The organism is Faecalibacter sp., from assembly GCF_057177045.1.
The window spans coordinates 1,436,118-1,461,680 of sequence record NZ_CM169987.1 but is presented as its reverse complement, the minus strand read 5'-3'; the positions used below and the strand labels follow the sequence as shown (position 1 = coordinate 1,461,680).

Here is a 25,563-nt window from a genome sequence, read left to right as displayed (position 1 = left end):
ATAATGTTTAAGAGGTTTTTGAATAATCATTTAGGATATAGCAAATATAATAAGTTTTATTTAAAATATACAAATTCAGCTATTTAAACTTCAACTTTTTCTGGTAACTCGCTAATGTTATACATTAAATCTGTAAATAATTCTTCAGTAACCGATCTTAGTCCGCGAGCTCCTAATCCTAATTCGTTTGCGCGGTCCACAATTTTATCGATTGTTTCTTCAGTTATTATTAATTCTTTATTGTCTAATTCAAATAATTTTTGATATTGTTTTAACAAAGCATTTTTAGGCTCAGTCAAAATGGCTTTCATGGCTTCTTTATCTAATGGTTTTAAGAATGTAATAATTGGTAAACGCCCAATTAATTCTGGAATAATACCAAAATTCTTTAAATCCATTGAATTGACTTCATCTAATAAATTTTCTACGACTTTGGTTTCTTCGTTTTTAAAACCAATGACATGTTTGTTTAAACGATCAGCAATGTGTTTTTCAATTCCAGAAAAAGCACCACCCGCAATAAATAAAATATCTTTAGTATTTACTTCTACAAATTTTTGATCGGGATGTTTACGTCCTCCTTTAGGTGGAACATTAACTACGGTACCTTCTAGTATTTTTAACAGAGCCTGTTGTACTCCTTCACCTGATACATCTCTCGTAATTGATGGATTGTCTGATTTGCGTGCAATTTTATCTACTTCGTCGATAAAAACAATCCCTTTCTCAGCAAGTTCTACATTATAATCTGCAGCTTGTAATAAGCGTGTTAAAATACTTTCAACATCTTCACCGACATAACCTGCTTCAGTTAAAACAGTAGCATCAACAATAGCAAATGGAACATTTAATAATTTAGCAATTGTTTTTGCTAATAACGTTTTACCACTACCTGTTTCTCCAACTAAGATAACGTTTGACTTATCAATTTCTACCTCACTTTTTGATTTAGATTCGTGTAAAATTCTTTTATAATGATTATATACAGCTACAGAAAGAATTTTCTTCGCCTGATCTTGTCCAATAACGTAATCATCTAAGAACTCTTTAATTTCTTTCGGTGATTTTAAAGCAAGAGGCTGAACTAATTCATTATCAGTGTTAAATTTTTTCTCCTCAAGAACGATACCATGTGCTTGTTCAATACAATTATCACAAATGTTACCCTCTACACCAGATACTAAAATATTTACATCATTTCTGCTTTTTCCACAGAATGAACATTTATTTTCTTCCAATTTTTACCTTGTTTATACAATTTGCAAATTTACTTAAAAATTTAAATTCCTACCATAGATATTTAGAATTTAATATTTTAATCCTAATTTTTAATCAATAAAAAAGGCTACTCATAGAGTAGCCTTTATATTATTGCAAAATGGATTATCCACGAGGTAATAAAACTTCGTCAATCATTCCATATTCTTTTGCTTCTTGTGATGTCATCCAATAATCACGTTCTCCATCTTTTTCAATTTGCTCAAACGTTTGTCCTGAATGATGAGAAAGAATATCGTATAACTCTTTCTTTAACTTTAAAATTTCTTTTAAAGTAATTTCCATATCAGTCGCTTGTCCTTGTGCACCACCTAATGGTTGGTGAATCATCACGCGAGAATGTTTTAAAGCGGAACGTTTACCAGCTGCACCTGCACTTAATAAAACTGCTCCCATTGAAGCAGCCATTCCTGTACAAATTGTAGCAACATCTGGTTTGATTAATTGCATGGTATCATAGATACCTAAACCTGCGTAAACACCTCCTCCTGGAGAGTTAACATAAATTTGGATATCTTTTGTAGAATCAACACTTTCTAAGAATAACAATTGTGCTTGAATGATGTTCGCAATTTGATCATCAATAGCAGTTCCTAAAAAGATAATTCTATCCATCATTAAACGTGAGAAAACGTCCATTTGTGCAACGTTTAATTTTCTCTCCTCAACGATGTAAGGCGTTGTAGCTTGGATGTAGCTTTCCATATGTAAGCTACTAATTCCTTTATCTAATAACGCGTATTTTTTAAATTCTTCTCCAGCGTTTTTCATTCTTGTTAGATTTTAATGAAAGGTAAAGAATTTTTTCAGAAATTGATTAAGCTTCTGCTAATTCTTTGTTCTTTTCAGTAATGATTTCTACGAATTCGTCAAATGTCACTTCTTTCTCGTTTAATTTAACGTTTTCTTTGAAGATAGCTAACATTTTATCTGTGAATACTTGGTAAGATAAACGGTTGTATTCTTCTTGGTTAGATAATGCACCAGCAATGATTTGGTTCATGCTTTCTTCTGGAATAGAAGTTTGTCCGTACATTTTTAATTGTTCTTTGATCGCAACTTCTGCAGCAGCTTTAACTTCTTCTGCATTTACCTCTACGTTATTAACTTCAGCAATTTTAGCTTCAATTAATTGGTAACGTAAAGATTTTTCCATTTTCGCTAATTCTTCAGCCGCTTGCTCTTCCGTTGTGATTTGCTCGTTAGAGAAAGTTAACCATTTTGTTAAGAACTCTTTAGGTAACTCAAATGAAGTGTTTTCTAATAAACCTGTTACAACGTCATTGATAATTTGTTTATCAGCTTCTTTGTTGTACATATTTTCAGATTCTTCTTTGATTTTGTTACGGAAAGCTTCTTCAGAATCAACTGCTCCTTCACCGTATACTTTATCAAATAATTCTTGGTTAATCTCAGCTTTAGCAACTGTATTAATTTCTTTGATTGTAATTGTTACATTAACTCCTTCCTCAGAAACTTCAGTTCCTAAATTTTGAGTAGCTTCTTCAGCTGTATCGTAAATATCTTTTGAGTTTACTTCAATTACATCACCTACTTTTTTACCGATAAAAGCAGAAGCGTCTTTTAAATCTTCAATACGAATGAAAGATGCTTTCGCTTCTTCTCCGTTTACTGCTTGGTCTACTTTTAAGATTGCACCTTCTTCAGCAGCCTCTAAAGATTTTAAAGAACCAAAACGTTGAGAGAAGTTATCAACATATTTTTGAACTTCTTCGTCTTCAACTTTTACTTTGTATGACTCAACTTCAATTTTAGATAAATCAACATCAAATTCTGGAGCTAAACCAATTTCGAAATCAAAAGTTAATTCTTCAGCATCCCAATCAATCGCATCTTTGATAACAGGAATTGGGTTTCCTAAGATTGATAATTTTTCTTCGTTGATGTATTCAGTAACTGATTTTTGTAATAATTCGTTTACAGTATCAAATACAACTGCTTGTCCATATTGTTTTTTTACAAAACTCATAGGTACTTGTCCTTTACGGAAACCTTTGATGTTAGCAGTTTTTCTGTATTGGTTTAATACGTTATCTACTTTTTCTTGATAATCGTTTTTGTTAACAGTAATTGTAATTACTGAAGTTAAGTTGTCTGTTGTATTTCTAGTAATATTCATCTACCTAAAATTTGGTTTGCAAATGTACAAAATTTATATTAATAGTAAAGCTTTATCCGTAAATTACAAGGGATTAATTAGGATATTTTTATGATTTTAAACCTTAATTCTGTCAAATTGATAATCGCTCATTTTTGAACATAAAAAAAGTTCGACAACCGAAGTTATCGAACTTATAGTATTAATAGATTTATTCTTTAATCCATATCGGCATATGAAGGATCTAATTTGAAATCTTCCATAAACTTTGTTGTGTAATTTCCAGCAATAAAATCTGGATCATCCATCAATTGTAAGTGGAATGGGATTGTTGTTTTGATTCCTTCGATATAAAATTCTCCTAATGCACGCTTCATTTTCTGAATTGCTTCTTCACGAGTTTGTGCAGTCGTGATTAATTTTGCAATCATAGAATCGTAGTGAGGAGGAATTGTGTAACCTGCGTATACATGTGTATCTACACGAACTCCATTTCCACCAGGGATATTAATCGAAGTGATTTTACCTGGAGAAGGACGGAAGTCATTGTAAGGATCCTCTGCATTGATACGACACTCGATAGAGTGCATCTGAGGGTAGTAGTTTTTACCTGAAATAGGTTCACCGTCCGCTAACATGATTTGTTCACGAACTAAATCGAAACCTGTTACTTGCTCAGTGATTGGGTGTTCTACTTGGATACGAGTATTCATCTCCATGAAATAGAAATCACCATGCTTGTCTACTAAGAACTCAATTGTACCAACTCCTTCGTATCCGATGTATTCAGCAGCTTTAACAGCAGCTTGCCCCATTTTTTCGCGTAATTCATCTGTCATAATAGGAGATGGAGTTTCTTCTACTAATTTTTGATTACGACGTTGGATCGAACAATCACGTTCTGATAAATGGCAAGCTTTTCCGAATTTATCTCCAGCAACTTGGATTTCGACATGGCGAGGTTCCTCGATTAATTTTTCCATGTACATACCGTCGTTTCCGAAGGCTGCAGCAGCTTCTTGACGAGCAGACTCCCAAGCGTGTAATAAATCTTCTTCTTTCCAAACAGCACGCATACCTTTACCACCACCACCGGCAGTAGCTTTTAACATAACAGGAAATTTAATTTCCTTTGCAATTTCTAAGGCTTGTTCGTAGCTATCTAATAAACCTTCTGATCCTGGTACAACAGGAACTCCAGCTTCTTTCATTGTCGCCTTTGCATTAGATTTATCTCCCATTCGGTCGATATGTTCTGGTGCAGCTCCAATAAATTTGATTCCGTTAGATTGACAGATTTTAGAGAAAGTTGCGTTTTCTGATAAGAAACCGTAACCCGGGTGAATTGCATCTGCATCTGTGATTTCAGCAGCAGCGATGATATTAGCCATTTTTAAGTAAGAATCTTTACTTTGCGCTGGTCCAATACACACAGCCTCATCAGCGAAACGTACGTGTAACGATGTTTCATCTGCCTTAGAGTATACTGCAACTGTTTTAATACCCATTTCTTTTGCTGTACGAATAACTCGCATAGCAATTTCTCCTCTATTTGCTATTAATATCTTTTTGAACATAGCTAAATATTTAGATGATTAATTAAGATGGGTCTACTAAGAATAATGGCTGATCGTATTCTACTGGCGTAGCATCGTCAACTAAGATTTTAACGATTTTACCAGAAACTTCAGATTCAATTTCGTTAAATAATTTCATGGCCTCTACGATACATAATACTTTACCTGGAGCGATAGTATCACCAACACTTACGAAAGCATCTTTTCCTGGTCCAGATGCGCGGTAGAATGTACCAATCATTGGAGATTTTACAGTAATGTAATTGCTGTTCTCATCTGCTGAAGGAGCAGCGGCTTCAGGAGCAACTGGAGTAGAAGGAGCAGCAGTAGGTGCTACAGGTACTTGTGCAGTTTGTGGCACGTAGTAAGTTTGTGCAGCAGGCTGGTTAGAAACACTGTGTAACGTTTTGATTTTGATTTCAATGTCTTCTTGTTTAATACTAACCTCGGCAACTTCTGCTTTAGAGACAAATCTGATTAAATTTTGAATGTCTTTAATATCCATATAATGCGGTTTTTAAATTCGACCTTTTGAGTGTCGTTTTTGTTTTCAGTTACCAAAGGTATTAAAAAAAATAAAAAAGCTGCTTCTTTTATGGAGAAACAGCTTTAAAATCTTTGTAAGACTATATTATTCAGTAACTTCTTGTACTTTTTCTAATACTACTTTTCCTTTGTAGTATAATTTTCCGTCAGACCAGTGAGCTCTGTGGTATAAGTGAGCTTCACCTGTAGTTTTATCGATAGCTAATTGTGGAGCTTCGATTTTGTAGTGTGTTCTACGTTTATCTCTTCTTGTTGACGACTGTCTTCTCTTAGGATGTGCCATATCTAACTACTTTGTTTTTTTCTTTATTTCTATATTATTACTAAAAACCCTATGGTTTTAAATCTTTTAATTTTGCCCAACGAGGATCGATATCTGAATCATCGTCATCATCGTTTTCGTCATTGTCATCATCTTCAGTGTTGATTTCATCTAAATCATAGATGCTATATTCATCTAATAATTCAAGATATTTTGGATCAACATTTCCGCTGATGACATCGGGATGAATTCGTTTTACAGGTAACGCAGTCATAATCAATTCGTAAATGATTTGCGCAATATTTAATTCGTATTCATCACGAGGGATAATCCAGATTTCAGCATCTGTATCATCATATTCGTCGCCAAATTTAACAATTAATTTTGCTTCATTCGAAATTTTTTGATCAAATTTTTCTCCAGTGACATCACAAGGTACTTCTATTGTACCATTGATGCGGAAAAATAATTCTAACATGCTTGATTTTTTCTCGAATTCTACATCAATTTTGATGTTAGCATTCTCAAAATCAGCCTCAATCCCGAATAAATCAAAGAACGACTGTGATATTTCGTAATCAAAATCTGTAACACCATAAGGTAATCCAGAAAATACGATTGTGTAATTTTTTAATTTATCCATACCACGAAAAGGTTTGCAAAGATAATGTATTTTATTTAAAATAAATAGCTCTTGGTCGAGTTATTTTAATTTTTTATTCTTTATTATCTCCTTTTTCTAATTTTAGAGGGATATGCTGTAAAACATTTTGTGTTAATTCAGCATAATCTAACCTGTTTTTGTGTAATTCGATTGCAAGAAAAACAGCTTCTTTAAACGATTCCTCATTGGCAATCCCTTTTCCTGCAATGTCATAAGCGACTCCATGGTCTGGAGAAGTTCTGACATATTTTAATCCTGCAGTGTAATTCACCCCTTCATCAAATGCAATTGTCTTGAATGGGATTAGTCCTTGATCGTGATACATGGCTAATACGGCATCAAATGCTTCAAGATTTTGATCTGTAAAGAAACTATCTGCTGAATATGGTCCATAAACAATTTTATCCTCTTTCTGGCATCTCTCAATTGCAGGTAAAATAATATCTTGTTCTTCTGAACCAAGTAATCCATTATCCCCAGCATGAGGATTAAGTCCTAAGACTGCAATTTTAGGTCGTTCAATCGTATAGTCTTCAACTAAACTTTTATGAATTTGTTGAATTTTAGTATAAACTGATTTTTTATTAATTCCTTGAGCAACTTTAGAAATAGGAACATGTTGAGTGACTAAACCTACTTTAATCTTCTCTGAAACCATAAACATTAATGGAGCTCCTCCCCAAACTTCACCTAAATATTCGGTATGTCCAGGAAATTTAAATTCTTCGGATTGAATATTATCCTTGTTAATAGGTGCTGTCACTAATACATCAGCATACCCATCGACTACTGCTTGTGCAGCGGCATTTAATGATTGAAAGGCATGTTCGCCTGCTGATTTTGTTACTTTACCGAACTGAACTTCGATTTGATCTTTCCAAAGATTAACAACATTAATTTTGCCATCCACAATTTGGCTGGCATCATGTATTCCTTGGAAACTAATTTTATCTAATTTCAGTTTATCTTTTTGATGAGATAATAATTTGGTTGAACCAAAAATAACAGGTGTAAAAAACTCTGTAATTTCTTTTTCTTTTAAAGTCTTTAAAATGACTTCAATTCCAATCCCATTAAAATCACCAATAGAAATGGCTACTCTTATTTTTTTATCTTTCTCAGACATAATTTTATTTTTAATAAGATTGTGATGATGGTTTTTGTTTCTTAAAAAACTTCTTGTAAATAATATCAATAATTAATCCACCAATCCATGAGAATAAAAATAACACAGGACAAATTGCAATTTCATACCATGTAGGATGATTAGGAGTAAAGATAACATCTCCAAATGCAACTAACAGCAATATAAAACCAATTAACATGGCATAAGCTTGCTTGGCTCTTTTAACTAAAATTGCAGTTACGATTCCTCCACATAGTGCTGCTATACCAGAAGTAAGAAGCATTAAACCGAAGAAATCCACTTGGTAGATTTTTCCTTCACCTTTGGTGAAATATTTAATGATATGTCTCCATTCAGGAAAAACTTCATCATCGTACCAACCTAAACGGTCAGCATTAAGTGTAATTCCTAAATTGACGATAAGATATACAACGCTAAGCCCTAATAGCACAGCGATGACATTTCTTAATACAGTTTTGTCTTTTAACATAGATAATATTTAGTGCCTTATGCAATGGCAATTACTGAAATTTCAACATTTACATCTCGTGGTAAACGTGCAACTTCAACGCATTCGCGGGCAGGGAAATTTGTGTCATTAAAGTATGATGCATAAACTTCATTAACAGCTGTAAAATCATTTAAATCTTTTAAGAAGATGGTTGCTTTTACGATGTTGTCTGTAGTTGTTCCAGCAGCTTCCAAAATTGATTTGACATTCTTCATGACTTGGTGAACCTCGTCTTGAATTCCTGAAGTAACTAAAGCTCCTTTTTCTACATCAAATGGAATTTGACCTGATGTGTATACAAATCCATTATATTTTACGCCTTGTGAATACGGTCCAATAGCTTCAGGTGCTTTGTCTGTGTAAATAATTTCTTTTTTCATTTTATAGTGAGTTTTTAAAATCTAATGTTTCGTGAACGGTCTTTATATTGTAAATCTTGTAATATAGAAGCTTTAATTCCAATAAAGAAATTATAATAACTATAACGTCCAATAGGATTCCAGTTAAATGAAAGTTTAAAGCTTCGTAAATCACGTTCAAATCCAAAGTTAACCATTGTGATTTCATTATTAATAAAATCATAATTGGATGATACAGAAATATCCCAATAAGGTGTTGGTTTTATCTTACCATTCATCATAATCGATCCGGTATGTAAAGCCTCTGGTCGAGTATCTTTAGTATACGTATACGTTAATGATGTAGTTAAACTCCATGGAATTGCAAAACGTGCGTAATTATCTTTATCGAAATAAAAATTCTCATCCCTTATACTACCTCGTTTATCGTAATCTTTTGGTTCAAATTTCTTTCCGTTAAACGTATTATTATCAAATGTATATCCTGTACCAATATTAAAATTAGTCAATTGAGGCATTCCAAGTTTGTCTACACGCCTACGGGTATTCGTCAATTCGTCCGTTTCAATTTTATATGGATTAAACGAACCGGCAAATTGAATATTAATTTTACGATCAAATAAAGTCGTATTACCATTCATATTAATAGGTGATAACTTAAATTCTTCAGCAGAAAAATTATAAGCAGTACTAAAACGTAAAGACTCGAAAATCTTTATTTTTTTTACACCTTTAGGATCATTATCATCTCTAACTTTAACTTCTAAATTGTTTAATAAATTAAAGTTAATACTATTCGTTAATGTAGGAATGCTAACTCCGTATAAAGCTTGTTCAAATTGATTGTACCAAATCTGCTCCATATTTGCACCTTCATACGATTTATAATAGCCCCATCCTTCATTTCTAAAATCGGGATTAAAAGAATATCCAATCATAGGGCTTAACACGTGGCGAATCCCTTGAATTTTAGCTTCTTTATTTGAATTTAAAAAGGTACCATAAATGTTTGTCGAAATACTCGCATTTAAGTTGAATGTTCGATATGAATTAAATCCTTTGATTTTCTGTTCTGTAACAATACTATTTCGAGGATTAAATGTTTTTTCGATGCGATGGTCAGTCCAGTTTTCATTATATGTCGACGTTAAACTTAAAGGGAAATAATTCCCTAACGTGACAGCAGTCGATAAATTCATACGATGCGACGCACCAATACGTGAGTCATCTTTCCACATGGCTTTTGTGAAGAAATTTTCATCATTGGTACGAATTTCATTAGCAGCCTGCATTGTGTAGTCAACCCCAAGATTTTGAATTAATCCTTTTTTAGCACCTGCTTTTGGAGCAAAAGGGTAAATTCTGGTCATATTAAGGTTAAAACGAGGAGCTGTCAATGTAATATTTTTAATGCTACTATCGTCTTTGATTCCTTCTACAACAGTAGGATTTAAGTTTTGAGAGTGACCTAAACTTAATGTAGCAGAAAATGGAGAATCTCTGAATTTCTTATTTAATGTTATCGATGAGTTGATGTTATTATTGTACACCTGATTATTTTGTACATACTGATTACTAATCGAGTTTTGATAATAACGTGAACTTGTAAAATTTACATTAGCATTAAACTGAGTATATGGATTTGATTTCGGGTCTTGAGTGTGTCTCCAACTTACACCATAAAGGTTTGATTTGTTGTACGCATTATTTCCTGTTTGTAATCCTTTAATACCCGTAATTCGATTTTCAAAATTGGCATTAAATGAGCCTGAATATTTATAATTCTTCTTATAATTACTTTCAGCACGTACACCCCAACTCCCTTTTGTATAAATATCGGTTGAAAGTGTTACATCAAAATATTCTCCGACGGGTAAGTAAAATCCTAATTTTTCAATCGCAAATCCTAAATTTCGACGTTCTGAAAAACTCGGCATTAAAATTCCTGCAGATCGTTTAGAACCTAATGGGATGTACGCAAATGGTGCCACCAATGGTGTAGGTACATCATAAATATACATTTGTGTTGGTCCCGCAATCAATGTTTTATTTTCTCCTTTATCGATTAATTTTCCTGGAGAAGTTCGAATAAAATAATCTCGGTCTAATGTCTTCCCATCTTTAAAGTATTCGTCTGTCGTATATTCTGCTCGACGCAATAACATGATCGAATCATTTACACGCTTTACACGATCGGCAATTATAACTCCTTCACCTTCTGTAATTCTCACATTATAGGCTATCCCTACTTTGGTTTTGAAATTAACTTTAAAAGCATCTTGTGTAAATTCTTGTTGCCCTTGAACGAATTTTGTGGGTTCAGTAATCTGACCAATGGAATCTCTTTTTCCTTCGGCATATACATCACCACTCGACCAATCAAGTTCAATATAATCGGCATATATAGACATATCACCATACGTTACACGAGCGTTTCGCATAAAATATGATTTACGTTTTTTAAGGTCGTGTCTTTCGTCTTCAGACTCTCTATCCACTATATAATCGAGCTTCTCTTTTACAGGAATAATCTTCTCTAATTTGATCGTATCATTCGCTTCTTTAGAGTCGTCGGGATTTGTATTATTTTTATTAATTTGACCAAAAGATATCGTACATATCATGGCCGGACTAAAAAATAATATGGATTTTAATGCGTTTGTAAACAAATTGAAAAACTTATTTTTTATAAATTGCGTCAAAATTAATCAAAAAATCAATCCTATAATATGAGATTAAAAATGATTAACATACAAAAGTATCTATTTTTTGTAATGATGATGCTTTTTTCTACATTTTCGTTGGCACAAAAAAAGACGAATTTTGTAGTCGTGTTAGATGCAGGGCATGGAGGGAAAGATGCAGGAGCGCGTGGAGTCGCTGATTTAGAGAAAAATATCGCATTGGATGTGGTTTTAAGATTTGGAGCGATGATCGAAAAGAATCATCCAGATGTTAAAGTTGTGTACACGAGAAAAACCGATGTTTTTTTGGAATTGTGGGAGCGAACGAAAATTTCAAATGCAAACAAGGCCAACTTATTTATTTCGATTCACTGTAACTCGGCAAAAAATACTTCAGCTTATGGAACGGAAACGTTCGTGATGGGACTTAGTCGAATGGGAGAAACTGATGAAGTCTCACGTCGAGAAAACTCAGTTATTATTTTAGAAAAAGATCAAGAAAAGTATGAGAAATTTGATCCAAATGATCCAGAGGCAGTCATCGCATTCGAAATTATGAATGCCACTTACAAGGAACAATCTATTCGATTTGCAGACTTGGTGGAGAAAAAATTTGTGAATGAGCAAGGGCGTAAAAGCCGTGGTGTAAAACAGGCCAATTTCCACGTATTAAGAGGAAACGCTTCACCGTCTGTTTTAGTAGAATTAGGTTTTATTTCGAATTATGAAGAAGGAACTTATTTAGCTTCAGATGAAGGAAAGCAGGCTTCTACAGAGTCTTTATATAAAGCTTTTAAAGAATATAAAAAAGAATTTGATCGCCGTTCAGGAATAACATCGGATTCGGATAAACCAAAAGTTGCTAAAGAAACTGAAAAACCATTAGAAGGAAAAGTACTTAAAGTAAAATTTTTAGAAACAACCTTAAAATACACAACAACTTCCCCGCAACTTAAAGGGTTAACAGATGTAGAAATTGTACAAGATGGTAATAAGTACGTTTATTACTACGGAAATACAAATTTACGTTCACGTGCTGATGAATTATTAAATGTGGTTAAACGAAAAGGGTTTACAAAAGCCTCAATTGAAGAATTTGATTTAAATAAAAAATTAGAGGGTCAAAAAAATTATCGTGTTTTGTTTATGTCTTCTAATAAAAAATACAAAGAAAAAGACGATCGCTTTAATGGGTTGTCTAATGTATTGAGAGTGAAGAGCGGAAATATGTTTAATTACTATTTCGGATCAGATAAATCCATGAGCGATGCTCAAAAAACCTTAGAAGCAGTACAGAAAAAAGGATTCCGTAATGCCTTTATTGTAACATTTAACGGTGAAGATCCAATCTAATATTGATTAGTTCTTGATAAATATTAATTATTTTTGCAGAAACATACATATCGTGAAGATTTCAAAAGAAGCCAAAATAGGTGCCATAACATTAGTAACATTAGTTAGTTTTTTTATTTTATTTAATTTCTTAAAAGGAAAAAATTTATTCACATCAGGGAGAGTGTTTAAAGTAAAGTTTGAAAACGTCAATGGATTAGCGCCATCAAAACCTGTTTCAATCAATGGATTGAGAGTAGGACGTGTAGAAGAAATTTCTATTGTGGATGACCAAACCCCAATATACTTTGAGGTATTAATCTCCATAGAAAAAGATGTCGAATTCTCGAAAAATACAATTGCCGAAATTTATGAACCAGGGATTATGTCTGGAGCCGAAGTTCGTTTAATTTTAGACTATGGAAAAGATATTGCTCAAAGTGGAGATTATTTAAATGGTCGTGTAGCAGGCGGAATGTTTGCTGGGATTACAGAACAATTAGGTCCAACACAAACAAAAATCGATTCAGTTTTAATTACTTTAAATAAAACTTTAGCGGGAGTAGATTCGATGTTAGATCAAGAAAATAAACAAAATTTAAAAGTTTTATTAAAAAACTTAAACCATACAGTTTCTTCATTTGATGCTACTGCAAAATCAATTGAAAGAACCTCTAATTCTGCCAATGGTTTAATTGCACAAAACGAGCAAACCATTAAAAAGACGTTAAACAATGCCAATACTACATTAGCATCAACGCAAGCAACCATAGAAAAATTTGGAAAAACTGCTGACAAAATCAATGCGATGGAGTTAGAGAAAACCATCAAAAATTTCGAAGAAGCCTCTAAAAACTTAAATTCTTTATTAGCTGATATCAATAATGGTAAAGGATCATTAGGAAAATTAGCGAAAGAAGACGATATTGCAGATGAATTAAAAGCAACGATTAAGAGTGTTAACTCATTAGTGGATGATTTAAAGAAAAATCCAAGTCGTTATGTTAACATTTCTGTTTTCGGTAAAAAGCAGACAATTCAACCGTAATAACCAAAACTCAAAACTCACAAAAAAAACTAGAATAAAATGATGAATTACATTCCAAATGTAATCTTTGCCTTAATTATGATTGGTGCCTTATGGTTTTTTTCACACAATGTGAAAAAGGTCATTCGCAACATCAAATTAGGTAAGAAGATTGACCGTTTCGATAATCCATCGGAACGTTGGGCTACTATGGCTCGTGTAGCTTTAGGGCAGGGTAAAATGACGGTACGTCCCGTTGCAGGTATTTTGCATATTATCGTATACGTTGGTTTCTTATTAATTAATATCGAAGTTGTAGAAATTATCATCGACGGATTATTTGGTACACACCGTGTACTAAGTTTCTTAGGTGGTTTTTATGATGCGATGATCGGATTTTTCGAAATCTTAGCATTCCTTGTACTGGTATCGTGTGTAATCTTTTGGGCACGTCGTAATATTGTTCGTGTGCAACGTTTCTGGAAACCAGAAATGAAGGATTTTCCTAAAGACGATGCCAACTACATCTTGTTTATGGAAGTCGCATTTATGTTTGCGCTTTTAACGATGAATGGAGCCGATCAAGTTTTACAACAATTAGGTGCAGCACATTATCCAGTTGCAGGATCTTTCCCGATTTCTTCTTGGTTAACAGCACCAGTTATTAGTTCCTTTAACGATATTACCTTTATTACATTAGTAGAAAGAGCAGCATGGTGGTTCCATATTATCGGAATCTTCTTCTTCTTAAACTATTTATACTATTCAAAACACTTACATATCATTTTGGCTTTCCCAAATACGTGGTTCTCTAAATTAGAACCGAAAGGAGAGTTTACAAACCTTGCGTCTGTTACAAATGAAGTAAAATTGATGATGGATCCCAATGCCGATCCTTTTGCTGCGCCTGCAGAACCAGTGGGTGAACCAGAAACTTTTGGAGCAAAGGATATTTTTGATCTTAATCAAGTTCAATTACTAAACGCTTATTCGTGTACCGAATGTGGGCGTTGTACTTCCGAATGTCCAGCCAATATTACGGGTAAAAAATTATCGCCTCGTAAAATTATGATGGATACTCGTGACCGTATTGAGGATGTAAGTCGTAACATTGATAAAAATGGAGAATTTGTAGATGATGGTAAAACTTTAGTGAATGATTACATCACTGCAGAAGAATTATGGGCTTGTACATCATGTAACGCATGTACACAAGCTTGTCCAATTAATATCGATCCGTTATCAATCATCGTAGATTTACGCCGTTACTTGGTAATGGAACAATCGGCAGCTCCAAACGAGTTAAATATGATGATGACCAATGTTGAAAACAATGGTGCGCCATGGCAGTTCAACAATGCCGATCGTTTAAACTGGGCAAACGATTAGGGCTTTATAAATAATACTCTATCTTCTCAATCTATTAAAACAAATTATACACATACACACACAACACGAACACAAATGGAAGATTTCTTAAAGGAAAAAATCGAAAACGGAGAAAGAGTTAGTCCTATTTTACCAGAAGAAGTAAAAAATTATTTAATTGACATTGACGGAACAATTTGTGACGATATTCCTAACGAAGAACCAGAAAGAATGTTAACTGCGGCATTATATCCTGATGCGTTAGAAACATTAAATAAATGGTATGATGAAGGACACATCATCACGTTTTTTACGTCAAGAACAGAGGAGCACCGTGAGTACACGGAAATTTGGTTAGCAAAACATGGGTTTAAATACCATGGATTATTAATGGGAAAACCACGTGGTGGTAACTACCATTGGATCGATAACCACTTAGTAAAAGCAACTCGTTACAACGGAAAATTTACAGATTTAGTGGAGAAAACGGTTTCTATCCAAGTCTTTGACGATGGGAAACACGGATCTTAACTAAAGATTCAAAAAAAACAAAAAGACTACAAAAAAACTATGTCAAATATTACTGTTAAAACTATGGCTCAATACATGGCGGAAGGTAAGCAACCAGAGGTATTATTCTGGGTTGGTTGTGCCGGAAGTTTTGATGATCGAGCTAAAAAAATTACAAGAGCATTTGTAAAAATATTAAATAATATTGGAGTTGAATTTGCTGTATTAGGAACAGAAGAATCTTGTACAGGAGATCCAGCAAAACGTGCAGGAAACGAGTTCGTATTCCAAATGCAAGCCATGATGAACATCGAAGTGTTAAACGCTTACGAAGTAAAAAAAATCGTGACAACGTGTCCTCACTGTTTTAATACTTTAAAAAACGAATATCCATCTTTGGGTGGAGATTACGAAGTATTACACCACTCTCAATATTTACAACAGTTAATAGACGCCGGAAAACTAAAGTTAGAAGGTTCTGAAACTTTCAAAGGAAAACGAATTACTTTCCATGATCCATGTTATTTAGGACGTGGAAATGACGTTTACGAAGCCCCTCGTAGTTTAATCGAAAAATTAGATGCCGAGTTAGTGGAAATGAAACGTTGCCGTACACGTGGATTATGTTGTGGTGCGGGAGGTGCACAGATGTTTAAAGAACCAGAAAAAGGAAACAAAGACATCAACATCGAACGTACAGAGGAAGCTTTAACCGAGAAACCTCATATTATTGCAACAGGATGTCCTTTCTGTAATACAATGATGACGGACGGAGTAAAACACTTCGAACAAGAATCTAAAGTTATGGTGAAGGATTTAGCCGAATTAATTATGGAAGCTAAAGATTTATAAGAAATTATTTCGCCTATATCATAAACCACTCTTACTATAAGGGTGGTTTTTTTATTGTGTTAAGTCTGATAAATCTCGGTAAATACTTTAAAAATCCTTCCTATCTTTGTATAAATATAAAATTATATACGATGAATTTAGCAGACAATTCAAAAATTTGGATTTTTCAAGCCAATCGTAAATTTTCTCCAGAAGAAAAAGAAACTATCATATCAAAACTTCAAAATTTTATGTTGGATTGGAATGCGCACGGTGCAGCTTTATTAGCTGATTTTACCTTGCCTTACGACCAATTTATTGTAGTTGGAGTGGACGAAAATCAAGCCACTGCCAGTGGCTGTTCTATCGACAAGTTAACAAAAATTATTCGCGAATTAGATGCGGATTATAACTTCGAATTCTTAAATCGTATGTTAGTGGCATACGAACAAAACGAAAAAATTTTAATCGAAAAATTACCAACATTCAAAAAGAATGTAAAAGAAGGTGTAATTGCCAACATCAATGTTTTTAATAACGGCATTGCTAATTTGGCAGAATTCAAAACTTCTTGGAAGTTACCCATCGAAGAAAGTTGGGCAAAAAATTTACTGAATTAAAAGTAAAGGAATATAAATTAGGATAAAGCCGTACCAATTAGTGCGGCTTTATTTTTGCTATAAGAGTGTTGAAAAAAACTTATATTTACGTTAAAACTATTATTTTTTAAAATATGAAAAACAAAGGGTGTTTAATTGGTGGTGGAATTTTAGCTGCTATCATCGTTTTAGGAATTATCATTGGTGGGTGGTTTGTATCTAAATACAATTCTATGGTACCAATGGAAGAAGGTGTGAAAGCACAATGGTCGAATGTTGAAAATACGTACCAAAAACGTGCAGACTTAGTCGATCAATTAGTAGGAACGGTAAAAGGAGCGGCTAATTTCGAGCAAGAAACTTTAACCCAAGTAATTGAAGCACGTGCTAAAGCGACATCAACACAACTAAATATTGATGATGCTTCTCAATTAACAGAAGAAAATATTGCGCGTTTCCAACAAGCACAAGACCAATTAGGTGGAGCATTAAATAAATTAATGGTTTCTGTTGAGCGTTATCCAGAATTAAAAGCAAATCAAAATTTCTTAAACTTACAAGCATCAATCGAAAGTATGGAAGCTGAGGTTTTATTCGAAAGAAAGAAATACAATACGGCAGCAGAAGGATTTAATTCGCATATTAAGATTTTTCCTAACAACTTTATTGCAAACTTCGGTGGATTTAAAGAAAAAGGATATTTTAAAGCTGCTGCAGGTACAGAAAATGCACCAAAAGTAGAATTCTAATCGTATGGGGAAAAAGGATAATCCATTTCTTTCCTCCAAACAAGAACAGAAAATTATTGAAGCCATCCAAATGGCTGAAAAAAATACAAGTGGTGAGATTCGAGTTCATATCGAATTCGAATCTTCTACCGATCATTTCCAAAAAGCGTTAGAAGTCTTTAAACGATTAGAGATGCATCAAACGAAAGACCGAAATGCTGTTCTTTTTCATGTGGCTCCTTACGATCATAATTTTACAATTATTGGTGATGAAGGTATTGATAAAGTAACGCCAGATGATTTTTGGGAAGAGATAAAAGAAAAAGTAATCTCTTATTTTAGAGAAGAAAAATATGCAAAAGGGCTTTGTACAGGAATTCATATGACTGGCGAAGCACTTAAAACATATTTTCCGTATCAGGAAGATGATAAAAACGAATTGCCAGATGAAATTAGCTACAGTTAGAAATTTTGTACTTTTATTTTTTATAGGGCTTGTTTCACTCTTTGCGCAATCTCCTTATGAGTTGGTCGAATTAAAAAATCCTCCTAAAAAATTAGTGCAGGATTATGCCAAAGTTTTCGATGCTATACAACTTGATGCATTAGAGCGAAAATTAGTAGCGTATAATGATTCGACATCTACTCAGATTTTAGTTTTAACCGTAGAATCTCTTGATGGATATCCCTTAGAGATGTTTGCGAATGAAATTGGAGAAAAATGGGGAGTTGGACAAAAAGGCAAGGATAATGGAATTGTCATTGTACTGAGCGAACAAGACCGTAAAATTACGATTCGTACAGGTTATGCTTCTCAAGTGCATTTGCCCCCTTCGATAAATAAAACCATTATCGACCAAGTTATTATTCCTCATTTCAAACAAGGTGATTATGCGGGTGGTATAGATGCAGGTATAAATGCAATTTTCCAATATTTTAATGGAAAATTTGATGCGGAACCCAAACAAGATCAATATGAGGTCGATTGGTTTTCTACATTTGTACTCATCTTTTTCATTTTATTTGTTTTACTGATTGTATTCGGTAAAAAGAATAATGGTGGCGGAGGCGGAAACGGTGGACGCAAACAAAGAAGTTTATTAGACGATATCATCATCATGAATACAGGACGTTCAATCTTAGGAGGTGGCGGCCTTGGTTCAGGAGGTGGCTCATGGGGCGGCTCTTCAGGAGGCGGATTTGGCGGAGGCTTTGGAGGCTTTGGCGGAGGAAGCTTTGGTGGAGGTGGAGCTTCAGGCAGCTGGTAAATCGTAAAAAAATATAAAATCCAGATTGTGTAAACAGTCTGGATTTTTTTATAGCTTAACAAATATGATTAATTTCGTTATATAATTCAATCTATGGAGATTTTAAATCACATCTACACGAATCAGAGAAGCAATAGTAATGATACTTCTGATGCTCGATCAGAATATCAACGTGACTATGACCGTATTATCTTCTCGTCAGCTTTTCGACGATTGCAAAATAAAACCCAAGTCTTCCCCTTACCAGGTAGTGTATTTGTCCATAACCGATTGACACATTCCTTAGAAGTATCATCTGTAGGAAGATCAATGGGAAATTTGGTAGGAAAATTTATTGTTGAGAATTATGATTTGGCGCCATCTTCGTATGAGTTTTATAACTACAGTATCCATGATGTGATTTCTGCAGCATGTTTATGCCACGATATCGGTAATCCAGCTTTTGGGCATTCGGGTGAGGATGCTATCGCTTCATATTTTGATCGTCACGAGTCGGAATTAAAAGATTTTTTCACGGAAGCCGAATGGGGAGATTTGATCAATTTTGAAGGGAATGCAAATGCCATTCGAATATTGACACAGCAACAAAATGGAAAATCAGAAGGTGGATTAAGATTGACTTATTCTACTTTAGCCTCTATAGCAAAATACCCTTGTGAATCCATAGCGAAAGATAAATCTCAATTGCATCGCAAGAAATTTGGTTTTTTTCAAGCTCAAAAAGAAATGTTTAAAACCATTGCTGATAAAACGGGAATGATTGTCGAATCAGAAGATCCAATTATTTATAAACGCCATCCATTTGTATGGTTAGTGGAAGCCGCAGATGATATATGTTATAGCATTATAGATGTGGAAGATTCGCAACGTTTAGGAATTATCGATCACGATAAATGTAAACGATTATTTTTAAACTTAGTGGAATCGTTAAATTCAGAGCAATTTGATAAAACAAAGGCCCAATTAAAATCCATTTCGGATAAAAATGATCGCATTGCCTACTTACGAGCAAAATCAATTAATTTATTGACTCAGAAATCAGTGCAGGTGTATCAAGATAATTTCGAAACAATTGTTCAGGGTGAATTTAAAACAGCATTATTGGATATTATAAAAGATGAAACGGTAAATGAAACGAAAAAAGTTTTAACTGAAATTCAACGTTTCTCGCGTGAGAATATCTATAATCACCGTTCGGTATTAGAAATTGAAAATGCGGGTTATAATGTAATGTCAGAATTACTTTCTCAATTTATTCCTCCTATTTTAAAGGAAGAATCAGAACGTAAAAATTTTGAGAAAAAAGCATTAAAATTAGTACCTAATCAATTTCTGTATGAAAAGGGGTCGAAATATCAAAAGGTGATGGGAATTTTAGATTATGTATCTGGAATGACAGATAATTACGCAACTGAATTATACCGTCGTATTAAAGGAATAGAAATTGGGATGACCATTTAAAATATATAAAAAATACTAAATATAACATGGACAATGTAGTGATAAGAGCGGCAAGAAAAGAAGATTGTCCTCGTATTTTAGAATTAATTAAAGAATTAGCACTTTACGAAAAAGCACCAGATGAGGTTACTGTAACTTTAGAAGAAATGGAAGCATGCGGTTTTGGGGAGAAACCTGTTTGGGGTTCATTGGTTGCTGAAGTGAATGGTGAGATATTAGGAATTGCGTTATATTATGATCGCTATTCGACATGGAAAGGTCGACGTTTATATTTAGAAGATTTAATAGTTACCGAATCTGCACGTGGTTTAGGTTTAGGTAAAAAACTTTTGGATGAATTGATTGTTTATGCAAAAGAAAATAAATATCACGGAATGGTTTGGCAAGTTTTAGATTGGAATGAACCAGCGATTAATTTTTATAAAAAATACAATGCTGAATTTGATGGAGAATGGGTAAATGTGTCACTCAATTTCTAAACAGAGAAAAAAAAAGCCTCACTAATTATTGAGGCTTTTTTATATTAAATTAAACTTTGATTTTGTTTATAATTGATGATTAAAAAGATTCCGATCAATATTGTAAATCCCCATAATGAACTTCCTCCATAACTAAAGAAAGGCAAAGGAATTCCCACCGTAGGGAAAAGTCCCATTACCATGGCAATGTTTATAAAATAATGGAAGAATAATATAGCTGCTACAGAATAGCCATAGAAACGTGCAAATCGATTCTTTTGCATTTCGGCCAAATAAAATAATCGTCCAATAAATAGAGCATATAAAATGACAAGACCCACACTTCCAACAAATCCCCATTCTTCACCTACCGTACAGAAAATGTAATCGGTCCATTGTTCAGGTACAAAACGCCCCTTTTTAATGGTTCCTTGATTATATCCTTTTCCCAATAATTCTCCAGAACCAATAGCTGTTTTTGAATACAATAAATTATAACCTGAAGTATCTCGGTATTTAGCTTCTCCTTCATACAAAACCATCACACGTTCTTTTTGGTGCTTTGGTAATTTTTCGAAGATAATTGGAGAAATAAAACTTATTGTACTTGTAAATAATAACGCTACAATTGAAGCAATAATACTTACTGTCATAACATTAGCTGCCACTCCCGATTGTAATTTAAAGGGAGATGAGCTGGTTTCTTTTTCATAAGAGAGTTTCATTAATACTACTGGAACTAATGACATAAATGCTCCAACCCCTCCAAATAAAAGAGTATTAAAAAAGATAGGTTCTTCAAAAAATAAAGCACTATTTGGAAATAAATGTCCAAATCCTAAACGTGTTTCTTCATCCAATATTCCTAAAATATATGAAGCACCTATTAAAAGTAAAAAGAACAAAAATAATCCGATTAATACGCCGTAACAAGCATCTTCTATTTCTTTATTGTAATTAAATGATAAAACGATTAATGTGACTACTAATACGATGAATCCAAAAAATAGTAAAACGTAAAAAGGGATTTGAACAATCGATATTAAAAAAATAATTAATGCAATAATAGGACTTAAAATCACCCAAGGATGAAATCCTTCGCGATATAACGGAATCGATAATGAACAGAAAATAATTACTGATCCTAAATCGGGTTGCATTAAAATTAATGCAATAGGAATGATAACGATTAAGGCAATTTTCCCTAGAAAGCCAATGTCTTTTAAGTTTGCATTGGAGTGATTGATCAGATTTGCAATCAATAAAGAAGTCCCAATTTTAGCAAACTCAGCAGGTTGTAAAGAGACAGGACCAAAACTATACCAGGCTTTAGCACCATTAATTTCTTTTCCAATGACTAATACTCCAACGAGCAAAAGAACGGAAATGGCATAAATGACAGGGGAATAGGTCTCAAAAAAATTTCGGTTATTACCACTAAAAATCACCAATGAAAAAATCATGACCATTCCTAGAGAAAACCAAATAATTTGTTTTATCCCACGTTCACTATCCACACTGTAGACGTTCATGATTCCAAAGATTAATAGAATTAATCCAAGAATTATGACAGTCCAATCAATTCCTTGCAACAATCTGTTTTGGCTCAATGCTATCTTTCTTTACTGGTTCTACGTATAATCCTTTTCTCTTCAAATAATTGATCCATTGGCGATGATATTCACCTTGGAAACTTTGATTTTTCATTCGCGTCAACATGCTTTGACGTTTTATCGTATCTGTTAAGTACAACTCTGCCACTAAACTAGACATAGGTCCCGCCCAAGTTGCTCCATAATGCGCATTTTCAACAATTGCTGCCACTACAATTTTTGGATTTTCAGCGGGAGCAATTAACACGAATAAGGAGTGGTCTTGCCCTTGTGAGTTTTGTGAGGTACCTGTTTTTCCTAACTGTGTAAAATCTTTTACTTGTAATGCTCGTGCAGTACCCATGGTAAATACGTTGCGCATTCCTCGTAATATTATTCCAAAGTGTTTTTTATCAACCAATGTTTTTTTAGGAACAATAAAATTTGAATCTTTTATCGGTTGACCTTCTACTTTATGAACTATATGTGGAGTAAAAAAATATCCTTGATTGGCAATTGCTGCAGTGTAATTAGCCATTTGTAACGGCGTCGTATTAATATCACCTTGCCCCATTCCATTAAAAATAATACGGTAAGGGTTCCACACACCTTCACCAAATCGATCATCATAGAAATTACCAGTTGGTATAAGTCCTTTATTTCCTACAGGTAAATCAGTTCCCATAAATTTACCTAATCCAAAACTGTTCATGATGTTTGCCCATTCGTCTATACCAGAATTTAGATTATTAGGATCTTTACGTACAATATCGCGATAGGCTTCAGAAAAATAGTTATTACAAGATTTACCAATAGCATATTCTAATCCTTGAGGAGCATAGTAGCGTCCACAGTGACAACCAATTTTCATTCGACCATATCGGAACCCATGTTTACAAGTATATGTTGTAGAATCAGTCATTGTTCCCATTTGCATTCCAGCAAGAGCTGTCAATAACTTGAATGTAGAACCTGGAGGGTATGTACCTTGAAGAGCACGATCAAATGTTGGTTTACTGATCGAATCATTAATTAAAGCATTACGTTTTTTAGAATCTAAAAAATCACCTGGATTAATGGTTGGAGCAGAAGCTAAAGCTAAAATTTCACCTGATTTAGGATCTAAGGCTACAATTGCACCACGTTTATTTTGGAGCATTTGTTCCGCTAACTCTTGTAAGCGATAATCGATAGTTAAATGAATAGTTTTACCACTTTTTACTGGACGGTCATATTCACCATCTTTATAAGGACCAACAATATTCATTGTTCGGTCAACAATCCAGTTTTTTACTCCTTTTACCCCACGTAATTCTTTTTCATAGGATTTTTCTACACCTGAAATCCCTACAAAATCTCCTGGTTGGTAATACGTCGAATCTGTTTTGATATATGCAGGACTCGCTTCATTGATATATCCTAAAATATTACCAGCGGTCTGAACCATATATTTACGTTCTGGACGTTTGATAATGCTGAATGCTGGATATAAGTAGAGCTGCTCTTGCATACGAGCATAATCTTCCCTTGATATATTTTTTTTGAAAGGATAAGGTGATAACTTCTTATAACTATCCGATTCAGTAATTGAAGTAATAATTGAATCAAATTCTTGCGTAGTCACATTTACCAATGCACAAAATTTCTTTTTATCAAAGTCTTCTGAAATTTTAATTGGAATAACATTGAGTTCGTAAGAATAGGTATTTGATACTAATAATTTACCATTACGATCCAAGATATCTCCACGGTTAGGGTAGATGATTTCTTGCTTAATGGATGTATTAAAAGCATTTAATTTGTATCGATCTGTGAATAATTGTAAGTATGCTAAACGACCTATAAAAAGAAAGACTATAAATAGGATCATGACATACACGACCGCTAATTTTTTCATACCGAAATTTTATTTTTGAATAAAATCTTATAAATAATAACAAAAATAAATGTAATACCAGAACTAATTAAGGCATTGTTTAATACGGTTAAAATTCCTGTGAATTTGAAATTTTCTAACAGTAGTAAGATCGAGTGATGAAAAAGAATAATGATGGCCATATAGAAAATCCATTGCGAAATGCTAAACGTATTAAAATTAAAATACTCCATTTCGAAATTGACTTTTCCTGAAAGCAATTTAATGATTAAATTACGATAGAAGGCAACAAAAGTTAATGTAAAAGCATGTATTCCTCCCGTATATTCTAGGATATCAATCATTAATCCCATAAGAAATGCAAGAAAAACGAAAAGATATCGGTTGGCATAAGGAGGATAAAATAGGATAAAAACAATATAAATGTACGGCTGATAGCTTCCAAGAAAATTAATATGGTTAAATATAAAAACTTGGGCTAATGCTAACAGAATGATGCTTGCAATATTTACAAATAAATCTTTATTGTACATTGTTGATAATTGTATCCGATTTTTCGACTTGTTTTATTTCAATCTTGTTTAGGTTTGTTACCACGTAAGCGTGTGATAAATTTCCAAAATCTTGTTTTAGTTTTACTTGAATTTTTAATTCACCTGTTACATTGTCATTCGCTTTGCTTACAACAGTACCGATCATTAAGCCTTCAGGGAAAACGGGCGATTTTCCATCCGTTTCGATGGTATCACCTTTATTAACCTTGATGTATTTTGGTATTTCTGTTAATTGCGCAAAACGGGCATCTTTACCATCCCAAACTAATGTTCCGAAATATTCATTGCCTTTGATACGCGCATTTACTTTGATGTCTTTATTCAGTAAAGAAATTGCACGAGAGTAGTTTGCTCCAGCATATGTTACAATTCCTAAAACACCCTTATTGGAGATTAAACCATCACCTTTTTCAACCCCATGGTTACGACCTTTATCAATCGTAATATAGTTTTGTGTTTTGATGATTGAATTGTTAATCACATCAGCAGGTACAAAAGTATACGTTTGCTGATAACCTAAAGAATCCGTTTTTGTAAATTTCTTTGTACGCGCATTCTTAATTCCTAAATGAACTAAGCGTTCACGTAACATAGCATTTTCTTCTTGTAATTCTTGATTTGTAGCAGGTAAGTTGATAAAATTTGTAATGGCTGAAATTTTATCATTTGTAAATCCTGTAAAAGAAGTACTTGCTTCAGCAAGTAATGTTTCGTGATAAATATTTTTTCTAAAAATAAGAAACAATGCAAAACATTCTAAAAAGATAAAAATAATAAATACACCATTTCTTCTAATAGCATTTAGAATATATTGCATTGCTCTAGATCTTTAT

General features: G+C 33.4%; 26 protein-coding genes. 11 read left to right on the top strand and 15 right to left on the bottom strand.

From position 1 onward, the window contains the following. Positions 1-83 precede the first annotated feature (83 nt). From clpX to AC1QSP_RS06630, 11 genes are all read right to left on the bottom strand, one after another. The gene (clpX, locus tag AC1QSP_RS06680; protein ID WP_322969075.1) at positions 84-1,238 is read right to left on the bottom strand and encodes an ATP-dependent Clp protease ATP-binding subunit ClpX; all 1,155 of its coding nucleotides are present in this window, start codon (positions 1,236-1,238) and stop codon (positions 84-86) included. 145 nt (positions 1,239-1,383) lie between these two features. Beyond that, entirely contained in the window at positions 1,384-2,049 is a 666-nt protein-coding gene (gene clpP, locus AC1QSP_RS06675) for an ATP-dependent Clp endopeptidase proteolytic subunit ClpP (protein WP_322969076.1), read from the bottom strand. Between the two features lie 46 nt (positions 2,050-2,095). Beyond that, positions 2,096-3,418 carry a trigger factor gene (gene tig / locus AC1QSP_RS06670; RefSeq protein WP_484080328.1) on the bottom strand — a complete coding sequence of 441 codons (1,323 nt, stop codon included), beginning with the start codon at positions 3,416-3,418 and terminating at the stop codon, positions 2,096-2,098. A gap of 197 nt (positions 3,419-3,615) precedes the next feature. Continuing rightward, positions 3,616-4,974 (bottom strand): acetyl-CoA carboxylase biotin carboxylase subunit, encoded by a 1,359-nt coding sequence (gene accC / locus AC1QSP_RS06665; protein WP_484080327.1) that lies wholly within the window; start codon positions 4,972-4,974, stop codon positions 3,616-3,618. 22 nt (positions 4,975-4,996) lie between these two features. After that, positions 4,997-5,479: an acetyl-CoA carboxylase biotin carboxyl carrier protein gene (gene accB / locus AC1QSP_RS06660; protein ID WP_322969079.1), complete on the bottom strand. Its 483-nt coding sequence runs from the start codon at positions 5,477-5,479 to the stop codon at positions 4,997-4,999. Between the two features lie 126 nt (positions 5,480-5,605). Next, positions 5,606-5,803 (bottom strand): 50S ribosomal protein L32, encoded by a 198-nt coding sequence (gene rpmF, locus AC1QSP_RS06655; RefSeq protein ID WP_019975824.1) that lies wholly within the window; start codon positions 5,801-5,803, stop codon positions 5,606-5,608. A 49-nt stretch (positions 5,804-5,852) separates the two neighbouring features. Continuing rightward, positions 5,853-6,425, bottom strand: a complete 573-nt coding sequence (locus AC1QSP_RS06650) for a YceD family protein (protein WP_484080326.1) — start codon at positions 6,423-6,425, stop codon at positions 5,853-5,855. A gap of 73 nt (positions 6,426-6,498) precedes the next feature. Next, positions 6,499-7,572: a 4-hydroxythreonine-4-phosphate dehydrogenase PdxA gene (gene pdxA / locus AC1QSP_RS06645; RefSeq protein ID WP_484080325.1), complete on the bottom strand. Its 1,074-nt coding sequence runs from the start codon at positions 7,570-7,572 to the stop codon at positions 6,499-6,501. A gap of 10 nt (positions 7,573-7,582) precedes the next feature. Further along, entirely contained in the window at positions 7,583-8,062 is a 480-nt protein-coding gene (locus tag AC1QSP_RS06640; protein ID WP_484080324.1) for a hypothetical protein, read from the bottom strand. Positions 8,063-8,079: 17 nt separating this feature from the next. Then, positions 8,080-8,463 (bottom strand): RidA family protein, encoded by a 384-nt coding sequence (locus AC1QSP_RS06635; protein ID WP_484080323.1) that lies wholly within the window; start codon positions 8,461-8,463, stop codon positions 8,080-8,082. 14 nt (positions 8,464-8,477) lie between these two features. Next, complete coding sequence (locus AC1QSP_RS06630) at positions 8,478-11,066, bottom strand: putative LPS assembly protein LptD (RefSeq protein WP_484080322.1); 2,589 nt, start codon at positions 11,064-11,066, stop codon at positions 8,478-8,480. Between the two features lie 117 nt (positions 11,067-11,183). Here AC1QSP_RS06630 and AC1QSP_RS06625 point away from each other — a divergent pair, with 117 nt between their 5' ends. From AC1QSP_RS06625 to AC1QSP_RS06575, 11 genes are all read left to right on the top strand, one after another. After that, positions 11,184-12,479: an N-acetylmuramoyl-L-alanine amidase family protein gene (locus AC1QSP_RS06625; RefSeq protein WP_484080321.1), complete on the top strand. Its 1,296-nt coding sequence runs from the start codon at positions 11,184-11,186 to the stop codon at positions 12,477-12,479. A gap of 52 nt (positions 12,480-12,531) precedes the next feature. After that, positions 12,532-13,506, top strand: coding sequence for an MlaD family protein (locus AC1QSP_RS06620; RefSeq protein WP_484080320.1), 975 nt, complete (start codon positions 12,532-12,534; stop codon positions 13,504-13,506). 42 nt (positions 13,507-13,548) lie between these two features. After that, a complete protein-coding gene (locus tag AC1QSP_RS06615) occupies positions 13,549-14,874 on the top strand; it encodes a 4Fe-4S dicluster domain-containing protein (RefSeq protein WP_484080393.1) in 1,326 nt (441 codons plus the stop codon). 75 nt (positions 14,875-14,949) lie between these two features. Continuing rightward, positions 14,950-15,384, top strand: a complete 435-nt coding sequence (locus tag AC1QSP_RS06610; protein ID WP_484080319.1) for an LNS2 domain-containing protein — start codon at positions 14,950-14,952, stop codon at positions 15,382-15,384. Positions 15,385-15,423: 39 nt separating this feature from the next. Next, on the top strand, positions 15,424-16,215 hold the full coding sequence (locus tag AC1QSP_RS06605) for a (Fe-S)-binding protein (protein WP_484080318.1): 792 nt from the start codon (positions 15,424-15,426) through the stop codon (positions 16,213-16,215). 131 nt (positions 16,216-16,346) lie between these two features. Next, positions 16,347-16,814 (top strand): ABC transporter ATPase, encoded by a 468-nt coding sequence (locus AC1QSP_RS06600; RefSeq protein WP_484080317.1) that lies wholly within the window; start codon positions 16,347-16,349, stop codon positions 16,812-16,814. Between the two features lie 113 nt (positions 16,815-16,927). Next, a complete protein-coding gene (locus AC1QSP_RS06595) occupies positions 16,928-17,542 on the top strand; it encodes a LemA family protein (RefSeq protein WP_484080316.1) in 615 nt (204 codons plus the stop codon). A 4-nt stretch (positions 17,543-17,546) separates the two neighbouring features. After that, complete coding sequence (locus tag AC1QSP_RS06590; RefSeq protein ID WP_484080315.1) at positions 17,547-17,987, top strand: TPM domain-containing protein; 441 nt, start codon at positions 17,547-17,549, stop codon at positions 17,985-17,987. Then, positions 17,968-18,789 (top strand): TPM domain-containing protein, encoded by an 822-nt coding sequence (locus AC1QSP_RS06585; protein WP_484080314.1) that lies wholly within the window; start codon positions 17,968-17,970, stop codon positions 18,787-18,789. Before AC1QSP_RS06590 ends, AC1QSP_RS06585 begins: the two co-directional genes overlap by 20 nt. A gap of 93 nt (positions 18,790-18,882) precedes the next feature. Next, positions 18,883-20,250: a deoxyguanosinetriphosphate triphosphohydrolase gene (locus AC1QSP_RS06580; protein ID WP_484080313.1), complete on the top strand. Its 1,368-nt coding sequence runs from the start codon at positions 18,883-18,885 to the stop codon at positions 20,248-20,250. Positions 20,251-20,276: 26 nt separating this feature from the next. After that, positions 20,277-20,729, top strand: a complete 453-nt coding sequence (locus tag AC1QSP_RS06575) for a GNAT family N-acetyltransferase (RefSeq protein ID WP_322969095.1) — start codon at positions 20,277-20,279, stop codon at positions 20,727-20,729. 44 nt (positions 20,730-20,773) lie between these two features. On the opposite strand, the gene rodA is transcribed toward AC1QSP_RS06575, so the two are convergent. From rodA to mreC, 4 genes are read right to left on the bottom strand one after another with little or no spacing between them, the layout of a single operon-like run. Continuing rightward, positions 20,774-22,318 carry a rod shape-determining protein RodA gene (gene rodA, locus AC1QSP_RS06570; protein WP_484080312.1) on the bottom strand — a complete coding sequence of 515 codons (1,545 nt, stop codon included), beginning with the start codon at positions 22,316-22,318 and terminating at the stop codon, positions 20,774-20,776. Further along, positions 22,287-24,197 carry a peptidoglycan D,D-transpeptidase FtsI family protein gene (locus tag AC1QSP_RS06565; protein ID WP_484080311.1) on the bottom strand — a complete coding sequence of 637 codons (1,911 nt, stop codon included), beginning with the start codon at positions 24,195-24,197 and terminating at the stop codon, positions 22,287-22,289. Before AC1QSP_RS06565 ends, rodA begins: the two co-directional genes overlap by 32 nt. Further along, positions 24,194-24,709: a rod shape-determining protein MreD gene (locus tag AC1QSP_RS06560; RefSeq protein WP_484080310.1), complete on the bottom strand. Its 516-nt coding sequence runs from the start codon at positions 24,707-24,709 to the stop codon at positions 24,194-24,196. The genes AC1QSP_RS06565 and AC1QSP_RS06560 overlap by 4 nt, the downstream gene beginning before the upstream one ends. Then, on the bottom strand, positions 24,699-25,547 hold the full coding sequence (gene mreC / locus AC1QSP_RS06555; RefSeq protein WP_484080309.1) for a rod shape-determining protein MreC: 849 nt from the start codon (positions 25,545-25,547) through the stop codon (positions 24,699-24,701). The genes AC1QSP_RS06560 and mreC overlap by 11 nt, the downstream gene beginning before the upstream one ends. Between the last annotated feature and the right edge of the window lie 16 nt (positions 25,548-25,563).

What these genes read in the sequence shown, in the direction of transcription:
- pdxA (WP_484080325.1), bottom strand. Translation starts at nt 7,572, where the DNA reads ATGTCTGAGAAAGATAAAAAAATAAGAGTAGCCATTTCTATTGGTGAT.
- AC1QSP_RS06600 (WP_484080317.1), top strand. Translation starts at nt 16,347, where the DNA reads ATGAATTTAGCAGACAATTCAAAAATTTGGATTTTTCAAGCCAATCGT.
- AC1QSP_RS06650 (WP_484080326.1), bottom strand. Translation starts at nt 6,425, where the DNA reads ATGGATAAATTAAAAAATTACACAATCGTATTTTCTGGATTACCTTAT.
- AC1QSP_RS06590 (WP_484080315.1), top strand. Translation starts at nt 17,547, where the DNA reads ATGGGGAAAAAGGATAATCCATTTCTTTCCTCCAAACAAGAACAGAAA.
- AC1QSP_RS06635 (WP_484080323.1), bottom strand. Translation starts at nt 8,463, where the DNA reads ATGAAAAAAGAAATTATTTACACAGACAAAGCACCTGAAGCTATTGGA.
- AC1QSP_RS06610 (WP_484080319.1), top strand. Translation starts at nt 14,950, where the DNA reads ATGGAAGATTTCTTAAAGGAAAAAATCGAAAACGGAGAAAGAGTTAGT.
- mreC (WP_484080309.1), bottom strand. Translation starts at nt 25,547, where the DNA reads ATGCAATATATTCTAAATGCTATTAGAAGAAATGGTGTATTTATTATT.
- rpmF (WP_019975824.1), bottom strand. Translation starts at nt 5,803, where the DNA reads ATGGCACATCCTAAGAGAAGACAGTCGTCAACAAGAAGAGATAAACGT.
- AC1QSP_RS06575 (WP_322969095.1), top strand. Translation starts at nt 20,277, where the DNA reads ATGGACAATGTAGTGATAAGAGCGGCAAGAAAAGAAGATTGTCCTCGT.
- AC1QSP_RS06560 (WP_484080310.1), bottom strand. Translation starts at nt 24,709, where the DNA reads ATGTACAATAAAGATTTATTTGTAAATATTGCAAGCATCATTCTGTTA.
- AC1QSP_RS06595 (WP_484080316.1), top strand. Translation starts at nt 16,928, where the DNA reads ATGAAAAACAAAGGGTGTTTAATTGGTGGTGGAATTTTAGCTGCTATC.
- AC1QSP_RS06615 (WP_484080393.1), top strand. Translation starts at nt 13,549, where the DNA reads ATGAATTACATTCCAAATGTAATCTTTGCCTTAATTATGATTGGTGCC.
- tig (WP_484080328.1), bottom strand. Translation starts at nt 3,418, where the DNA reads ATGAATATTACTAGAAATACAACAGACAACTTAACTTCAGTAATTACA.
- AC1QSP_RS06625 (WP_484080321.1), top strand. Translation starts at nt 11,184, where the DNA reads ATGATTAACATACAAAAGTATCTATTTTTTGTAATGATGATGCTTTTT.
- AC1QSP_RS06605 (WP_484080318.1), top strand. Translation starts at nt 15,424, where the DNA reads ATGTCAAATATTACTGTTAAAACTATGGCTCAATACATGGCGGAAGGT.
- AC1QSP_RS06640 (WP_484080324.1), bottom strand. Translation starts at nt 8,062, where the DNA reads ATGTTAAAAGACAAAACTGTATTAAGAAATGTCATCGCTGTGCTATTA.
- AC1QSP_RS06565 (WP_484080311.1), bottom strand. Translation starts at nt 24,197, where the DNA reads ATGAAAAAATTAGCGGTCGTGTATGTCATGATCCTATTTATAGTCTTT.
- accB (WP_322969079.1), bottom strand. Translation starts at nt 5,479, where the DNA reads ATGGATATTAAAGACATTCAAAATTTAATCAGATTTGTCTCTAAAGCA.
- AC1QSP_RS06580 (WP_484080313.1), top strand. Translation starts at nt 18,883, where the DNA reads ATGGAGATTTTAAATCACATCTACACGAATCAGAGAAGCAATAGTAAT.
- clpP (WP_322969076.1), bottom strand. Translation starts at nt 2,049, where the DNA reads ATGAAAAACGCTGGAGAAGAATTTAAAAAATACGCGTTATTAGATAAA.
- accC (WP_484080327.1), bottom strand. Translation starts at nt 4,974, where the DNA reads ATGTTCAAAAAGATATTAATAGCAAATAGAGGAGAAATTGCTATGCGA.
- AC1QSP_RS06630 (WP_484080322.1), bottom strand. Translation starts at nt 11,066, where the DNA reads ATGATATGTACGATATCTTTTGGTCAAATTAATAAAAATAATACAAAT.
- AC1QSP_RS06585 (WP_484080314.1), top strand. Translation starts at nt 17,968, where the DNA reads ATGAAATTAGCTACAGTTAGAAATTTTGTACTTTTATTTTTTATAGGG.